Origin of the sequence: Rhodococcus coprophilus NBRC 100603 (assembly GCF_001895045.1) — a bacterium.
Taxonomy (GTDB): domain Bacteria; phylum Actinomycetota; class Actinomycetes; order Mycobacteriales; family Mycobacteriaceae; genus Rhodococcus; species Rhodococcus coprophilus.
Genome location: NZ_BDAM01000004.1, coordinates 45712 through 61758 on the forward strand (window position 1 = coordinate 45712; position 16047 = coordinate 61758).

The following is a 16047-nucleotide window of genomic DNA, read 5'->3' on the forward strand; positions in this document are numbered from 1 at the left end:
TGCTGGGCACCGGCCTGGTGTTGACCCGCCGCCTGCGCGGCCTGCAGTTCAGGAAGCTGGGCCGTACCGCGCGGTCTTCGTCGTGGTCGTGTTCATCGGTGCCACCACCGAACTCGAGGTCGTGTGGAATATCTCCGACGTGATGAACGGCCTGATGGCGTTGCCGAACCTGATCGGCCTGCTGGTGCTGTCCGGAATGATCGCGCGGGAGACGAAGGCCTACCTCGACCGGGATCCGTATCTGCTCGGCGAGAACCGGAGTCTCGACAAGCCGGCAGACGAGCCCGACAGCGTGTAAGGCGAGCGGGCTTCCTCCGCGCGGACCGGGACTACCCCTCATCAGCCCCTATCAGCGCGGAGGCCCCACCCCACCCGGCAAGGTCACCCTTGCGTGGAACCCACTTTGCCTCGTCCGCGGCGGGTCGTACAAAGACGATGGCGCGCGGAACGGGTATCATCCCAGCTCAACTGTGGTGAGGAATTATTCCGCAGCGGACAGATGAGACCCGGTTCGCGAGGAAACGGGAGGTGAAAGGGCGCGGAACAGATGTCGGAGACCAGCCGGAAGCCCGGCGCCGCGCAGCGGCAGTTCTTCGCCGACCAACTCCGCATGCTGTTCGCCGCCGCAGGTCGGCCCGCCCTGAAAAAGGTCGTGTCGGAGGCTGCCGCGGTCGCACGAGCGATGGGATCCGACCGGGCGGTATCCGTCCAGCGGGTGAGCGACTGGCGGAGCGGCACCCGGTTACCGGCGAGTTTCGAATCGGTCCACCCGGTGCTCGTCGTCCTCATCCGATCCGCCCGCGAACTCAACTCCGAGCCGCCCGTCACGGGTCTCTACTCGCTCAAGCAGTGGGAATCCTGGTGGAAGAATGCCCGAGGGCAGACCGGCACACCGCGCACCGAGAAAACCCCGCCGTTGGTACCGCAAGGCGTCCGCCCCTACAAGGGCCTCGCGTCGTATCAGGAGGACGACGCCCGGTTGTTCTTCGGCCGGACCCAAAGTGTGCGGGCGCTCGCCGACGTGGTGACCGCGGCCCACGGACAGGGTCCCGTCATCGTCACGGGCGCGTCCGGCGTCGGAAAGTCCTCGATCGTGCGCGCCGGCCTGATCCCCTTGCTGTGCGGCGGTGGGTCCGACTTCCGGCCGCTCGTCCTCACTCCCGGTACCCACCCGGTCGCCCGCCTGATCGAACTGATCCCCGGACTCTCCGACGTCGAAGATCGAACCGACCTGGCCGCCGTGCAGACGGCGTTGCGTGCCGAACTCGAACGGCACTCCGCGACCACGCTGCTCATCGTCGTCGACCAGATCGAGGAACTGTTCACCCAGTGCTCCGACTCCGCCGAGCGCATCGAATTCCTGCGGTTGCTCGAGATCGCCGCCACCGGGTACGTCGGTGACGCACCCGCCATCGTCGTCGCGACCATGCGCTCCGATTTCTACGACAAAGCCGTGACCTCTCCGGTGCTCGCGCGTGCGCTCGAACGTCGCACCAAGACCGTCCAGCCTCTCGAACGTTCCGATCTCGTCGAGGTCATCACGGTGCCTGCGCGGATGGTGGGGGGCGGCTCGAGGCGGGCCTGGTGGACCTGATCCTCCACGATCTGGGAGGCCTCGCGGACGGCGAGATCAGCGGCAAGGAATTGCCGTTGCTCTCACACCTCCTCGACACCCTGTGGGACAAGCGCTCCGGCGGGGCGCTCACCGTCGCGGCCTATCGTGCGACAGGGGGTGTCCGCGGGTCCATCGCGGCGAGCGCCGAACGTGCATGGGAGAAACTCGACGAGACAGACCGGGTGCGGGCACGGGCCATGCTCGTGCACCTGGTGTACGTCACGGCGACGGGCACCGACGTGAAGATCGCCCGCCCGCTACCCGAGCTGCTCGCGGTCGCCGGCGGCGACCGGGATGCCGCAGCGCAGGTCGTCGACCATTTCGTCTCGGCGCGCGTGCTGGTCGCGGACGCCGGTAGCGTCGAACTCATCCACGACGCCGTGATCGACGCCTGGCCCCGCCTGAAATCCTGGATCCAGGACGACCGGGCCGACGCCGCGCTACGCCAGCGGATCGAAGCCGACGCCCTGACCTGGATCGAGAGCGGACGCAATCGGGGGTTGCTCTATCAGCGTGGGCGCATGGACGTCGTGGCCGAACAGAATCCCAGGCTCGGCGATCTCGTGTCGGCGCGCCATGCGGACGACGTGGTCGCCCTCAGCCCGAACGCCGTGGAGTTCCTCGAGGCGTCTAGAAGACAGATCACCTGGCACGGACGCCGACGGCGCGCGATCATCGCGGGTCTGGCGCTCGCGGCGCTGACAGCGTTGGTCATGAGCGGGGTCGCGTGGGTTGCGAAAGGACGCGCGGAGGCCGAGCGCAGCACCGCCCAGTTCCAGCAGATCATCGCCCTGTCCGATTCGATGCGCGACGAGGATCCGACGACGTCGTCCCACCTCGCGCTGGCGGCCGCTCACATGCGCCCCGACAGCGACGTTGCCTATTCCCGCCTCATCGCAACCCAGGGCGTTCCGCTCGCCAACACGCTCCGCGGGCACACCGGACCGGTGTACAGCACCGCGGTGTCGGCGGACGGGTCGATGCTCGCCTCGGCAAGTGACGACGGCACCGTCCGCATCTGGTCGCTGGGAGAGGAGTCCGGACCCACGCGACTCGGCGATCCGCTCGAGTTGTCGTCGAAGTACATGGCATCGGTGTCGTTCAGTCCCGACGGCAGGTACCTCGCGGCCGGTGGCGGTGACGGCGCGGTGTGGATCTTCGACGTCTCCGATCACACTGCCCCGCGACGGGTGCTCGACCGGAAGGTGTTCGCGACCGGCGCCGTCCACAACGTGCGGTACGCCCCCTCGGGCCGGTTGCTCGCCGTGCCCTACGACGACGGCACCGTCGTCCTCGTCGACACATCCGACCCCACGTCGGGCAGTTTCCCCGTGGTGTCCGTGCGGGGACACGAGGGAGCCGTCCGCACCGTGGCGTTCCGGCCGGACGGGGACGTGATGGCGACGTCCAGTGACGATCGCACCGTGCGGATCTGGGACATCACCGACCGCGCGGGGCCCGTCCCGCTCGGTGAGCCGCTGAGGGGATTCGAGGACGTCGCACACTCGGTGAGTTTCAGCGGCGACGGGAAAACCCTGGCCGCCAGCAGCGACGACGGTGTACTGCGCCTGTTCGACACCGGCGATCCGAGGAAGGCGTACCCGGTCGGTGTTCCCGTCCGCGCGCACACCGGCGGCGTGTGGAGCATCGCGTTTCTTCCGGACGGGAGGACTCTGGCCAGTGCGTCGTGGGACGGCACCGCGAAGTTGTGGGACATCGACCCCGAGGAGCGGTACCTCGACGAGATCAGCCCCGCCCTGACCGGGCACGGTGGTGGCGTCGCGACCCTGGCGGTCACCCCGGACGGCAACACGGTGATCACCGGCGGGCAGGACGCGAACCTGCGCGTCTGGACGATGCCGCACACGCGGATCTCCGTCGTCGACGCCGCTCTGACCAAGCCGTCCGTCAGCCGATCGGGAACTCTCGTCGCGACCGGCAGTTACGGCCCGACGGTGTCGCTGTGGCGGGTGGACGAGGCGGGCGAGTGGTCCCGCGCCGGGAGCGTCACCCAGCCCCGGCCACTCGGCGGCGCCTACGTGTGTGCGTTGTCGCCTTCCGGCACGATTCTCGCGACCGCACCCACGTCGGGCGGCAGTGTCCAACTCTGGGACGTTCGTGATCCCGCCGACCCCGAACCGCTCGCCGATCCGGTGCCCCTGGGTACGCGATTCACGTCCGCTCTCGCGTTCTCGCCGGACGGTGCGACGCTGGTGACCGGTGCGGACGACTTCTCCGTGCAACTGTGGGACATCGCCGACCCCGCCCGGCCCGTGCCCTGGGGAGCGCCACTCACCGGACCGGAGAATCTGGTGCGCAGCACCACGATCAGCCCTGACGGCCGGAGCCTCGTGGTGACCAGTGCGGACAGCAGGATCTATGCGTGGGACATCGCCGATCCGCGCGCGGCGATTCGCACCGAGATCTTCGGCGGGCACGACGCCGGGGTCAATACGGCAGCATTCGGCCGAGACGGGGACGTACTTGTCACCGGCAGCGACGACCATCGTGTACTGATGTGGGACAGGGACGCCGCCGGGAACTTCACCGCGCGGCCCACCGCTCTTCGCGGCCACAGCGGCACTGTGTATTCGGTGTCGATCACGCGGGACGGAACCAAGGCGGTCAGCGGTAGCGACGACGGCACGATCCGGTTGTGGGATGTCTCCGACGCGGAGAGCATGCGCGAGGTCGGCGGACCCATCACCGACACGGGGGTAGGACGCTGGCAGGTGGTGTTCCGCCCGAACGGTTCCGTCGTCGCCGCAGGAGGCGACGGGGTGCTCCGCATGTGGAATCTCGAGGCGGACGTCGTCGCCGAGCGGATCTGTCACTCCACGTCCGGGCGGATCAGCGACATCCTGCCGCAGTTCGATCTGCCCGTGCCCGGTCGCGAGGTGTGCTGAGGGCGAGGATGCTGGACGCCTTGTCCAGGCACTCCTGCCATTCGGCGTCGGGATCGGAGTCGATGGTGATACCACCGCCGACTCCCAGCACGCAGGTTCCGGACCCGAACTCGACGGTGCGGATCGCGACGTTCAGTTCGGTGCCCGCGAGCGGACTGGCCATTCCGACCGTGCCGCAGTACACACCACGGGGGTGCGGCTCCCACTGTTGCAGCAGGTCTCGCGCCCGGATCTTGGGGCAGCCGGTGACGGACGCGGGCGGGAACGCGGCGTCGAGCAGATCTGCGGTAGTGATGCCGTGCCGTGCGCGCGCCGCGACCGTCGAGACCAGATGCCACACCCCGGGCGCCGGACGGACGGTGAGCAGTTCGTCCACGGTGACGGTGCCGACCTCGGCGACTCGGCCCAGGTCGTTGCGCACGAGGTCCACGATCATGATGTTCTCCGCCACGTCCTTGACCGATGCGCGCAGCAGTGCAGGGTCGGCGGACAACGGGAGTGTCCCCTTGATGGGGCTGGACCTCAGCGCGTCGCCGTGGCGGGAGACGAACAGTTCGGGCGACAGCGATGCGACCGCGCCCCACGGTCCTTCCACATAGGCGGCACGTGACGGTGAGGTCCGGGCGATCGCCGTGGTGAAGAACGCGAGTGGATCACCGCTCCATGTGCCGGTGAACCGGGTGCACACACACGCCTGGTAGACCTCGCCGTCGCGGATGGCGGCGAGGCACTGCTCGACGCCACGGCGATGGTCGGCGCGACGAGGCGACGTCCAGTCGATCTGCCACCGGCCTGGCGGCACGGGTGGTCCGGTGACGGCCTCCGACAGATCGGTCCCGCAGGGGGCGTCGCCGAGAGTCTCGTACCACCAGCACCCGTCGGCATCGAGCCTGAGCACGGTGTCGGTCCAGCCGCCGGCCGCGGCAGGAAGCCCGGAATGCTCGGCCGACGCGGCCGCGGGAGGTCCGTCCGGGTAGGCGAGGAATCCGATCCAGCCGCCTCCGACCAACGGCCTGCCGGGGGTACGTTCCTCCCGGAGATCCGGGCACGCAAAGGCTTCCGACGGATCGACCGCGCCGGTCGCCAGGGAGGGTGCGATCAGTGCGGCCGAACCGAACCATTCGCCGGTCACCGCTGCCGGAGGCGGCACCCCGAGGCGGCGGGCGCGTTCCGCGAGGGAGCCGAGAACCTGATCGGGGGTGCCACCGCGGCCGAGCCGTTCCATCCGCATGGCTCGAGCTTGTCAGATCGCTTCGCCAGGGCCTGGGTGAGCCCCGAAATGTGCGAGCTTGTCGGGGTTGCGCACCACGTACACGCCCGTGATCAGGCCGTCGTCGATCTCGAGCTGGAGGACGAGATCGATCTTTCCTCCCGAATACACGAGGAGTCCCGGCATGTTGCCGACCGGCGCGGTCTCCACGGACATATCCGGCAGCGGGCGACGCACGAGCCCGGCGAACAGTCGTGCCACCCGCGTTGCACCGGTCACCGGAACCCGGGCAGCGGAGACCTTGCCCCCGCCGTCCGCGATGTACACGACGTCCGGCGCGAGCAGTCGCAGCAGGGCGTCGAGGTCGCCGGATGTTGCCGCGACCATGAACTCGGCGACGACGCGGTCCGTTTCGTCACCCGCGGGGGTGAATCGGCGGCGGCGCGCGCGGACGTGTTCGCGCGCCCGGTGAGCGATCTGCCGCACGGCGTCCTCGCGCCGGTCGACGGTCTCGGCAATTCGGGCATGATCGAAACCGAATACCTCCCGCATCACGAACACGGCCCGCTCCACCGGGCTCAGCGTTTCCAGGACCAGCAGCATCGCGAGCGACACGGACTCGGCGAGTTCCACCTCACTGGATGCATCCGGTGAGGTGAGAACGGGTTCGGGGAGCCACGGACCCACGTACTCCTCTCGGCGGCGGCGCGCCGATCGCAGGCTGTTCAATGCCTGCCGGGTCACGATCTGCGCGACGTACGCACGCGGATTGTCGACGGTGGCGCGATCGGTGCCTGCCCAGCGCACGAAGCTGTCCTGAAGCACGTCCTCGGCGTCGGCTACGCTGCCGGTGATCTCGTAGGCGATCGAGAACAGCAGGCGACGATGTTCGCTGAAAACATCTTCTGCCGTCACCGGTTGCTCCTCGCGAGTCGGAGGGAAGCGCTCGGCGCCGCCGACCGCCGGAGGTCGCGTCCCCGAGCCTGTCGCCGCATCGCCGTGATCGTCGCACGAAGTATCGATTCCTTCACCGGTGCGGCGATCCGGCCGCGCAGCGCGAACGCGTTGGGGACATCTTCGCGCGTCGTCGGCTGCAGAGCGCCGCGGCCGCGTCCCAGCGACAGGCACTGGGCGACGAACCGCATCGACAACGGTTCCGGCCGGCGGCCTTGCAAGATGTTCCACACGGTGTCGGCACCGTGCGCTCCGAGCGGCATGGCGGCCTGGCAGCTCATCCGAATATGATCCTGCCCCGCTACGGTCACGGCGTCGCCGACACCCACCACGGTGGTGCCGTCCGCGGACTGCAGGGTGGCGCCGACGCGGAGCCGGCCGGACTCGTCCACCGGAAGGTCACTGCGGCGGGCAAGGTCGGGAACGGAGAATCCGCCGGTCCAGACGACGAGCGCTGCGGGGATCGCGGTGCCGTCGTCGAGCAGCACCCCGCCTTCGGTGAGACGCGCTACGTGGACACCCCGACGCACGTCGACACCGAACCGGTCCAAGGTGCGGTTCACGTATTCGCGGGTGCCGTCCGGAAAGCCCGCACCGGGATCACCGACCAGGGTGTAGGTGGGACCGCGATGTTCGGATGCGAGTTCGGCGATCGACTCGATGCCCGTGAAACCACCACCCACCACCACGACCGGCGCGTGCGCGGGGAGTTCCGCGAGCGCGGCGTTCAGCGCCGACGCCGATTCGAGGTCGGACACCGAGAACGCTCGGTCGAGGCCGGGCACCGCGCCGGTCGCGGGTCCGCTACCGACGGCGTACACGACCGCATCGCACCCGAGAACTGTGCCGTCGGTGAGGGATACGGCGTTCGATCCGATCCGTTCCGCCGTACCGACCCGCAGGCGAGCACGCGGATGCAGCAGGTCGGCCAATTCGTGGGTCGCGGAACCCGAACCCGCCGCCACCTGGTGCAGCCGGGTCCTCTCGACGAATACCGGCCGGGGATTCACCACGGTGACGGCCACCTCGGGATGACGTGCCAGCCGATTCGCTGCCATGAGGCCCGCGTATCCGGCCCCGACCACCACCACGTCGAACTGCGTTGTCATCTTGATCGCCTCCACTGATCCGGATGTGCGTGTCGTTCGGATGTGTCACCGATGAGACACCGGGGGAGCCGCATGTGTGACATCGCCGTGCAGCATTCGTCCTGAGAAGCCTCAGGGGACTCTGCGAAGAGGATCTTCCGGGTGTCACCGCTCGATGCGAGGCTGCCGGGTCGCCAGGGACGCGGACTCGGCGGCGTCGCGACCCGCGTGGAAGCCGTCGGCGTCGATGCCGCGACTGCGGGACGCCCGGGTGGTGGGGAAGAGCCGACGAAACTCGGTGTCGACCGCCTCCGAGCGACGCGCCAGGATCGGCGCGAGCGACGTGACCGGGACGTGCGCGTCGGACGCGGCGCTCGCGGTGGCACGGGCGTCGGCCTCGCGCAGTCTCTCGCCCACCCGCTTGGCATAGCCGGTGAGGAACGCGCGCCGGAACGCGGTTGCCGATCCGCCGCGGCGCCCAGCAGTTCCGGCGGCACCCAGCGCGCGGGTCGCCTGCACGAGTAGCGACGTGAAGAGGAGTTCGACTTGGACGAGGTCGGACACGGTGCCGACGACCGTCGCGATCTGCACCCGGGTGAACCACACGGTGCGGACTCGATTGGCGTCGCCGATCGCGGTGAGCAGCAGCACCTTTTCCTTGATGTACGGGCCGTCGAGATGGAGACGGCGGCCTCGTACGGGATCGGCGAGGCGGGTGGTACCGGTGAGCAGCGCGGAGCCGAGCGCGTATCTCGTCACGAGTTCCTGGGCCTTCGCCGTCAGGGCCTCGGCCTCGTCGGGGAAGTCGGTGGATTCCGCCTTCGACAGCAGGCCGCGGATACGTTCGAGCACGCGCGGGTCGGGTGCGGCGGAGTCGGCGCCGGGTGCACGCAGCGGCGGCCACTGCGACGGTGGCGCGTCGAGCCGGGTGAACGCCGGCAGGTATTTCCAGGTGAACGCCAACCCGTCGACCTGGTACCGGGAAGCCTCGGGGTACGCGCGCCGCAAACCGGTGCCGAGGTCCGGGGTGAGAGCCGCGATCCGGGCCAGGCCCGGATGCCGGTCGGCGATCGCGCGAACCTGCCGCAGCCAGTCGTCGGGGGCGCGTTCGGCAGCGCGCGTGCGGCGCGCGTCGAACAGCACCGTGAGGGCAGCGAGGGAGACATCCGTCTCGTCGCCCGACCTCGCCGTCAGATGCACTATGTCCGCGGGTTGCCAGCCACGCTCGTAGACATCGCCGAGTTCGGCGAGGAGCGCCTCGGCGTGCAACTCGTCCGTTCGAATGTATGTTCTATCGCTCCGCATGAGCGGAGTGTGGCGCACCCCACCGACAGAATCGGTGGAGTGCTGTGAAGCTCCTGGTGAGGGCTCAGTCCTCGTCGACGTAGCGCGGGAAAACCGGGCTCGGCGCGGGGAGCGCGGTGCCGGGTGTGAGACGCGTGTCGATGTCCGCGAACTGCCGGGCGCCGGGATCCTGACCGAGCAGATCGAGGATCTTCGCGCCGGCGTCGGGCATCACTGGCTGGACGAGAATGCCGACGATGCGCACGACCTCGAGCGTGACGTAGAGAACCGTCGCCATCCGCTCCGGATCGGTCTTACGGAGGACCCACGGCTGCTGCGCGGAGAAGTACCGGTTGGTTTCGCCGAGTACCCGCCAGATCGCCTCGAGCCCGAGGTGCAGGGCCTGCACGTCGAACTCGGCACGCACCTCGTCGAGCAGCGCGTCCGCCTGCGCGAGCATCGCTTCGTCCTCCGCGGTGTAGGCGCCTGGGTTCGGAGCCTTCCCGTCGAGATTCTTCGCGACCATGGTGAGCGAGCGCTGGGCGAGATTGCCGAGGTCGTTCGCGAGGTCGGCGTTGATGCGGGCCGCGATGGCGTCGTGGCTGTAGCTGCCGTCCTGGCCGTAGGAGATCTCCCGCAGCAGGAAGAACCGCAACTGGTCGAGACCGAAGCGCTCGACCATGTCCAGCGGATCGACGACATTGCCGACCGACTTGGACATCTTCTCGCCCTTGTTGAACAGGAAGCCGTGCACGAAGACCCGCTTGGGGAGTTCGAGCCCGGCGGACATGAGGAACGCCGGCCAGTACACGGTGTGGAACCGTGTGATGTCCTTGCCGATGATGTGCAGGTCCGCGGGCCAGTACCGGCGGTACGACTCGGATTCGGTATCGGGGAACCCGGCACCGGTCAGGTAGTTGGTGAGAGCGTCGACCCACACGTACATCACGTGCTCGGGGTTGCCGGGGACGGGAACGCCCCAGTCGAAGGTGGTGCGCGAGATCGACAGATCCTTCAGGCCGCCGGCGACGAAGCTGACGATCTCGTTGCGCCGCGTCGCGGGGGCGATGAAGTCGGGCTGTTCCTCGTACAGCTTCTGCAACCGGTCCTGATACGCCGACAGCCGGAAGAAGTACGTCGATTCCTCGGTCCATTCGACCGGGGTGCCGGTATCGGTGGAGATGCGCGACCCGTCTTCCAGCAACGTCGTCTCGGCGTCGGTGTAGAAGGCCTCGTCGCGGACGGAGTACCAGCCCGCGTAGGTGTCGAGGTAGATATCGCCCGCATCGACCATCCGCTGCCAGATCGCTGCGCTCGCCTCGAGATGGTCCGCGTCCGTCGTCCGGATGAAGCGGTCGTACGAGATCTTCAGTGCCTTGTCCATCGCCTCGAAGACGTCCGAGTTTCGCGATGCGAGTTCGGTGACGGGGATTCCCTCTTTGGTCGCCGTCTGCTGCATCTTCAAGCCGTGCTCGTCGGTGCCGGTGAGGAAGCGGACGTCGAAGCCGTCGAGACGCTTGAACCGGGCGATCGCGTCGGTCGAGATGTACTCGTAGGCGTGCCCGATGTGCGGGACGCCGTTCGGATACGCGATCGCGGTGGTGACGTAGAACGGCGGGCGGGAGGAATCAGGCGCAGTCATGGTGGCGCTAGTTTATAGGGCGTGAGCAAAGCCCGTCCCGCGCCCGAACCTCCGCAGCCCCTGTCGCCGCTCGTCGACGCCCACACACATCTCGATGCGTGCGGCGCGAGTGATGCCGCGGCTACCGCAGCGATCGTGGATCGGGCCGCGGCCGTGGGGGTCGGGCGCGTCGTCACCGTGGCCGACGACCTCGAGGCCGCCAGGTTCGCGGTTCGCGCCGCGCACTGGGACGAGCGCGTGTTCGCCGCCGTCGCGATCCATCCGACCCGCGCGAACAGCCTCGACGAGTCGACCCGGGCCGAGATCGAATCGCTCGCGGCCGACCCACGGTGTGTATCGGTGGGGGAGACCGGTCTGGATCTGTACTGGCCCGGCAAGCTCGACGGCTGCGCCGAGCCGGCAGAACAGGAAGAAGCCTTCCGGTGGCACATCGACCTCGCGAAGCGCCTGGGCAAGCCGCTCATGATCCACAATCGTGAGGCCGACGCGGACCTGCTGCGTGTCCTCCACGCCGAAGGTGCACCGGAGACAGTGATCTTCCACTGCTTCTCGTCGGACGCGGACATGGCACGTAAATGCGTCGACGCCGGGTACGTGCTCAGTTTCTCGGGCACAGTCAGTTTCAAGAACGCGAAGGCACTGCGCGAGGCTGCAACCCTCGTGCCCCCGGAACTCGTCCTGGTCGAGACCGACGCACCGTTCCTGACACCGCACCCGTTCCGCGGTGCGCCCAACGAGTCGTACTGCCTGCCCTACACGGTGCGTGCGCTCGCGGAGGTCCGCGGCGAGAGCGCCGAGGATCTCGCGGCGGCTACGACAGCGAACGCCGAACGGGTGTACCGACTTTCGTGAACGTGGCTCACCGGGGCGGCGTCCGCGTGAGACCGTAGGTCATGCGCAGTTTCGTCTACACCTCTCATCCGTCCCGGGTGATCTTCGGCGCGGGTCGCGCGGCGGGTATCGCCGACGAGGTGCGTCGATTGCGCGCTTCCCGGGTGCTGCTGCTCGCAGGCCGGCACGTGACCACCCAAGCCGCCCAGATCGAGGAGTCGCTCGGTTCGCTGCTGGTCGACCGTTTCGACGGTGCGGTGATGCATACGCCGGTCGCGGTGACCGAACGCGTGCTCGTGCGGATGGCCGAGCACGATATCGACGCGATCGTCGCGGTGGGTGGCGGCTCGACGACCGGTCTTGCGAAAGCTCTCGCATTTCGTAGTGGGGTCGACCAGGTGATCCTGCCGACCACCTTCGCCGGTTCGGAGGTCACCCCGGTGCTCGGGGAGACCAGCGGGGGAACGAAGGTGACGCGGTCGTCGCCGCACATCCAGCCGGAGACGGTGATCTACGACGTCGACTTCACCGCCGGTATGCCGATTCCCTTGGCTGTGACCAGCGCGATCAACGCCCTGGCCCACGCGGTCGAAGCTATGTATGCCGAGAATGCGAACCCGATCGTCGATGCGCTGGCACTCGAGGCGATCACGGCGATCGGGCGCGGCATCCCCTTGCTGGGGGCAGATCTCGCCGACCCGGAGGGCAGATCCGACCTGTTGCTGGCAGCGTGGCTGGCGGGGACATGTCTCGCGTCGGTCGGGATGGGCCTGCACCACAAGATCTGCCACGTGCTCGGCGGGTCGTTCGGATTGCCTCACGCTCCTGTACACACGGTGGTGTTGCCGCACGTCATGGCGTACAACGCGGCGTCGGTGCCGCGCGTGATGGACAGGATCGCCGACGCGCTGATCACTGCGACGGCACCTGCCGGGGTGTACGACCTGATCGCGGCGGCAGGAGGTCCGACGACCCTGGCCGAGCTGGGTATGGCCGAAGCGGACCTCGACGAGGCTGCGCGCCTGGTGACGGAGAAGACGTACCCCAATCCGCGGGAGGTGACCCGTGTGGGTGTGCGGCGTCTGCTGGGGGAGGCCCTCGCGGGCACCAGGCCTGAGTGAGGCACCCCCGCATGGTTGAACCTACAACTACCTTTGCTAGCTTGGTTGTCGCGTCAACCATTTGTCGCGTCAAGCGCTGAGGCCGTCGGCCTCGCCCATCGAAAGGTCCTCTGTGAACAGCACGCTCGCTCGCGACATCGGCATCCTGGTCGCCCGTCTCGGCATCGGCATCATCTTCTTGGTCCACGGCCTCCAGAAGCTCAATGTCTGGGGATACGAGGGCACCAAGGCCGGCTTCGAGGGTATGGGTGCACCGGTCCCCGCCGTCACCGCGTTCGTGGCCACGTGGGTGGAGGTGCTCGGCGGTCTCGCCCTGATCCTCGGCGTCTTCGTCCCGGTGTTCGGGGTCCTGCTGTTCCTCGTCATGGCAGGTGCCTTCTTCGTTGCGCACGTGGACAACGGCGTGTACGCCGCCGACGGCGGGTTCGAGCTCGTCACCGCGCTCGGGCTCGGGGCGTTGTTGCTCGCCGTCGTCGGGGCGGGTGCATTCAGTATCGACCGCTTCCTGGCGCCGAAGATTCCGCTTCTCCGCGCCGCGTAACCGCGAGTGCGACGAGAGGCTGCGGGTGTATCGCCCGCAGCCTCTTTCCTTTTTTGTCCGGTTTCTGCAGATTCGGCGTATTTGTCGTCGAATGATCCGTGAAATGCAACCGCCTATCCGATGGCTGTAAGGCGTGTCACAAAGCCTCTGATATCGGACATTCGAACCGCTCTCGGACGCTACTTATTCGTCGGCCCTCAATCACGAATAGTAACCTCGGTATTCTCGGAGTAAGTGCAGGTAGAGGGCATCAGGTTGCCATAACAATATCGGTTCGTTACCGTGCTGTAATCACCGTCGTCTTCTGACTGGAATTGTTGTGTCACCTCTCACTAAGATCAACTCTACGAAATCCCCGGTGTTATTCGCCGTGATCGCCGCACTGCTTGTGACTCTTGTGGCGGGTGGGATAACAGCGGTCGTCAAGCACAAAGACTTGACGCTCGACATCGACGGAGAGACCAGGGCCTTCGGGACCATGAGCTCGACCGTCGGCGACGTTCTCGAGGACGCCGGCTACGCCGTCGGCGAGCACGATGTCGTCGCGCCCGCTGTCGATGCGAAGGTCTCCGACGGCGACACGCTCGTGCTGCGCCGGGCCCGGGAGGTTCAGCTCACCGTGGACGGCGAGAGCCGCTCGGTGTGGACGACGGCACTCACGGTCGACGAGGCGCTCGACCAGTTCCGGCTGGGCGACGACGTCTACGTGTCGGCATCACGTTCGCATCGTCTTCCGCTCGAAGGCCAAGACCTCGAAGTCGTCAACCCCAAGAACGTGCGGCTGGCCGACAACGGCGCCCCCGCCGCCGAGCTGCGAGTTGCAGCGCCCACCGTGGGTGACCTCCTCGAGAGCCGGAACCTGAAGCTCGAGCAGGCCGACTCGGTGAATCCTCCGCTCGACACCCGGCTGGACGAGGGCATGGAGATCGTGGTGACCCGCGACCGCGTCGAGTCCCGCACCGAACGACAGCCGATCGCCCAGCCCGAGAATCGGATCGACGACGCCGGCATGTTCGAAGGCGAAGTCGCACACGATCACCCGGGCGTGCCCGGCGAGCGTGAGGTCACTTTCGACGTGCACATCGTCAACGGTGTCGAGGTCGGCCGCACGGAAACCGCTTCCGGCGTCGTGACCGAGCCTGCTCCCGCCGTGGTGCGCGTGGGCACCAAGCCCAAGCCCGCTCCGCCTGCCGTTCCCGCATCGGGTCGTGGCTCGACCTGGGATTCCCTGGCTCAGTGCGAGGCGACCGGCAACTGGGCCGCCAACACCGGAAACGGCTTCTACGGCGGTCTCCAGTTCACGCAGCAGACCTGGGCCGCATTCGGCGGAACCCAGTACGCTCCGCGAGCCGATCTCGCGACCCGCGAGCAGCAGATCGCGGTTGCCGAGAAGGTTCAGGCCGGTCAGGGCTGGGGTGCGTGGCCTTCGTGCACCAGCAAGCTCGGGCTGCGCTGAGTGCTCCCGATGACCTCGCGGTGCGCATGACGCCCCCGCCTGTGCGCTAGGTTCGCCTCGTGCCAGCAGATTCTCCAGACGCCACCCCGGCTTCTCCCCGCGGCCTCGCCGCATTGCTCGGACCCGCAGAGGTCCGCGCGCTTGCGGAGGAGTTCGGGGTGCGTCCGACCAAACAACTCGGTCAGAACTTCGTCCACGACGCCAACACGGTGCGTCGCATCGTGAATGTCGCCGGCGTCGGCCGCGACGATGTGGTGCTCGAGGTGGGGCCCGGCCTCGGTTCTCTCACCCTCGCCCTGCTCGACGTCGTCGATCGTGTGGTGGCCGTCGAGCTCGATCCGCGGCTCGCCGAGCGTCTTCCCGGCACGGTCGCCGAGCGCGCGCCCGAGCTGGCAGATCGTCTCGACGTCGTCCACATGGATGCGATGAAGGTTCTGCCGGGTGACCTCCCGGCGATGCCGACCGCGTTGGTGGCGAACCTGCCCTACAACGTCGCGGTGCCGGTTCTCCTTCACTTGTTCTCTGAATTCCCTTCGCTGCGTACAGCATTGGTCATGGTTCAGTCCGAGGTCGCCGATCGGCTCGCGGCCGAGCCGGGCGGGCGGATCTACGGGGTGCCGAGTGTGAAAGCGCGCTTCTTCGGTGATGTCCGACGCGCGGGCGCCGTTGGGCGTGCGGTCTTCTGGCCGGTACCGAAGGTCGAGTCCGGGCTGGTCCGCGTCGATCGGTACGCCGAGCCGCCGTGGCCCACCGACGCTGCGTCGCGCAAGAAGGTGTTCGCTGCGATCGATGCCGCATTTGCCCAGCGCCGCAAGACTTTACGTGCCGCGCTCAGTACCTGGGCGGGGTCTCCCGCGGAGGCGGAGCGTCGTCTGGTCGCCGCCGGAATCGACCCGTCCGCTCGCGGCGAGAAGCTCGATGCGGCCGCATTCGTACGACTCGCGTCCGTCGAGTAAGAATGTGATCCGGGTCACCAGCACTGGTGCGGCGAGGTCGTCGTGTGATCTACTGATCTCGGTCGTTGGATATTGTGTTTGTGGTTAGCCCCTCGCACATTTCTGGTTGCGAGCGGATGCGATAGCCCCCACGGAATCGTTTCAATCGTTTTAGTGACAGACCCGGGAGGCACACAGTCTCCCGACGAGACAGGACAGTCTTTGCGCGTCCTGCCTGCTTAAGGAAACAGAATGACTGAAGGTACCGTGAAGTGGTTCAACGGCGAAAAGGGCTTCGGCTTCATTGCTCCGGCCGATGGATCCGCTGACGTCTTCGTGCACTTCTCCGAGATCCAGGGTGGCGGCTTCCGCACCCTCGAGGAGAACCAGCGCGTGAGCTTCGAGATCGGCCAGGGCCAGAAGGGCCCGCAGGCCACCGGCGTCACCGTTATCGGCTGACACCA

12 protein-coding genes and 2 pseudogenes are annotated in these 16047 nt (G+C 67.7%); 9 read left to right on the forward strand and 5 right to left on the reverse strand.

The window, feature by feature from the left end; genetic code table 11:
• Nucleotides 1-61: 61 nt before the first annotated feature.
• The 3 genes and pseudogenes from RDCOP1_RS08690 to RDCOP1_RS21990 form a co-directional block, all read left to right on the forward strand.
• A pseudogene (locus RDCOP1_RS08690) lies at nt 62-298 on the forward strand (alanine:cation symporter family protein); the annotation flags it as partial.
• A gap of 384 nt (nt 299-682) precedes the next feature.
• Nucleotides 683-3423, forward strand: a pseudogene (locus RDCOP1_RS21985) (nSTAND1 domain-containing NTPase); the annotation flags it as partial.
• 48 nt (nt 3424-3471) lie between these two features.
• Nucleotides 3472-4521, forward strand: coding sequence for a WD40 repeat domain-containing protein (locus RDCOP1_RS21990; protein WP_371836811.1), 1050 nt, complete (start codon nt 3472-3474; stop codon nt 4519-4521).
• On the opposite strand, the gene RDCOP1_RS08700 is transcribed toward RDCOP1_RS21990, so the two are convergent.
• The 5 genes from RDCOP1_RS08700 to metG form a co-directional block, all read right to left on the reverse strand.
• The gene (locus RDCOP1_RS08700; RefSeq protein WP_072699739.1) at nt 4466-5752 is read right to left on the reverse strand and encodes an aminodeoxychorismate synthase component I; all 1287 of its coding nucleotides are present in this window, start codon (nt 5750-5752) and stop codon (nt 4466-4468) included. The two genes, RDCOP1_RS21990 and RDCOP1_RS08700, sit on opposite strands and share 56 nt — an antisense overlap.
• Nucleotides 5753-5764: 12 nt before the next feature.
• The gene (locus RDCOP1_RS08705) at nt 5765-6646 is read right to left on the reverse strand and encodes an RNA polymerase sigma-70 factor (RefSeq protein WP_072699740.1); all 882 of its coding nucleotides are present in this window, start codon (nt 6644-6646) and stop codon (nt 5765-5767) included.
• Nucleotides 6643-7794, reverse strand: coding sequence for an NAD(P)/FAD-dependent oxidoreductase (locus RDCOP1_RS08710; protein WP_072699757.1), 1152 nt, complete (start codon nt 7792-7794; stop codon nt 6643-6645). Before RDCOP1_RS08710 ends, RDCOP1_RS08705 begins: the two co-directional genes overlap by 4 nt.
• A 144-nt stretch (nt 7795-7938) precedes the next feature.
• Nucleotides 7939-9078 carry a DUF2786 domain-containing protein gene (locus RDCOP1_RS08715; RefSeq protein ID WP_072699741.1) on the reverse strand — a complete coding sequence of 380 codons (1140 nt, stop codon included), beginning with the start codon at nt 9076-9078 and terminating at the stop codon, nt 7939-7941.
• Between the two features lie 64 nt (nt 9079-9142).
• Complete coding sequence (gene metG / locus RDCOP1_RS08720; protein ID WP_072699742.1) at nt 9143-10699, reverse strand: methionine--tRNA ligase; 1557 nt, start codon at nt 10697-10699, stop codon at nt 9143-9145.
• A gap of 21 nt (nt 10700-10720) precedes the next feature.
• Between metG and RDCOP1_RS08725 the strand changes: the two genes are divergently transcribed.
• The 6 genes from RDCOP1_RS08725 (at nt 10721) to RDCOP1_RS08750 (ending at nt 16042) form a co-directional block, all read left to right on the forward strand.
• Nucleotides 10721-11551 carry a TatD family hydrolase gene (locus RDCOP1_RS08725; RefSeq protein WP_072699743.1) on the forward strand — a complete coding sequence of 277 codons (831 nt, stop codon included), beginning with the start codon at nt 10721-10723 and terminating at the stop codon, nt 11549-11551.
• Between the two features lie 41 nt (nt 11552-11592).
• Entirely contained in the window at nt 11593-12651 is a 1059-nt protein-coding gene (locus RDCOP1_RS08730; RefSeq protein WP_072699744.1) for a maleylacetate reductase, read from the forward strand.
• Between the two features lie 112 nt (nt 12652-12763).
• Nucleotides 12764-13192, forward strand: a complete 429-nt coding sequence (locus RDCOP1_RS08735) for a DoxX family protein (RefSeq protein ID WP_072699745.1) — start codon at nt 12764-12766, stop codon at nt 13190-13192.
• 319 nt (nt 13193-13511) lie between these two features.
• On the forward strand, nt 13512-14648 hold the full coding sequence (locus RDCOP1_RS08740) for a resuscitation-promoting factor (RefSeq protein ID WP_072699746.1): 1137 nt from the start codon (nt 13512-13514) through the stop codon (nt 14646-14648).
• Nucleotides 14649-14707: 59 nt separating this feature from the next.
• The gene (gene rsmA / locus RDCOP1_RS08745; protein WP_072699747.1) at nt 14708-15604 is read left to right on the forward strand and encodes a 16S rRNA (adenine(1518)-N(6)/adenine(1519)-N(6))-dimethyltransferase RsmA; all 897 of its coding nucleotides are present in this window, start codon (nt 14708-14710) and stop codon (nt 15602-15604) included.
• Nucleotides 15605-15835: 231 nt separating this feature from the next.
• Entirely contained in the window at nt 15836-16042 is a 207-nt protein-coding gene (locus tag RDCOP1_RS08750; protein WP_072699748.1) for a cold-shock protein, read from the forward strand.
• Nucleotides 16043-16047 lie beyond the last annotated feature (5 nt).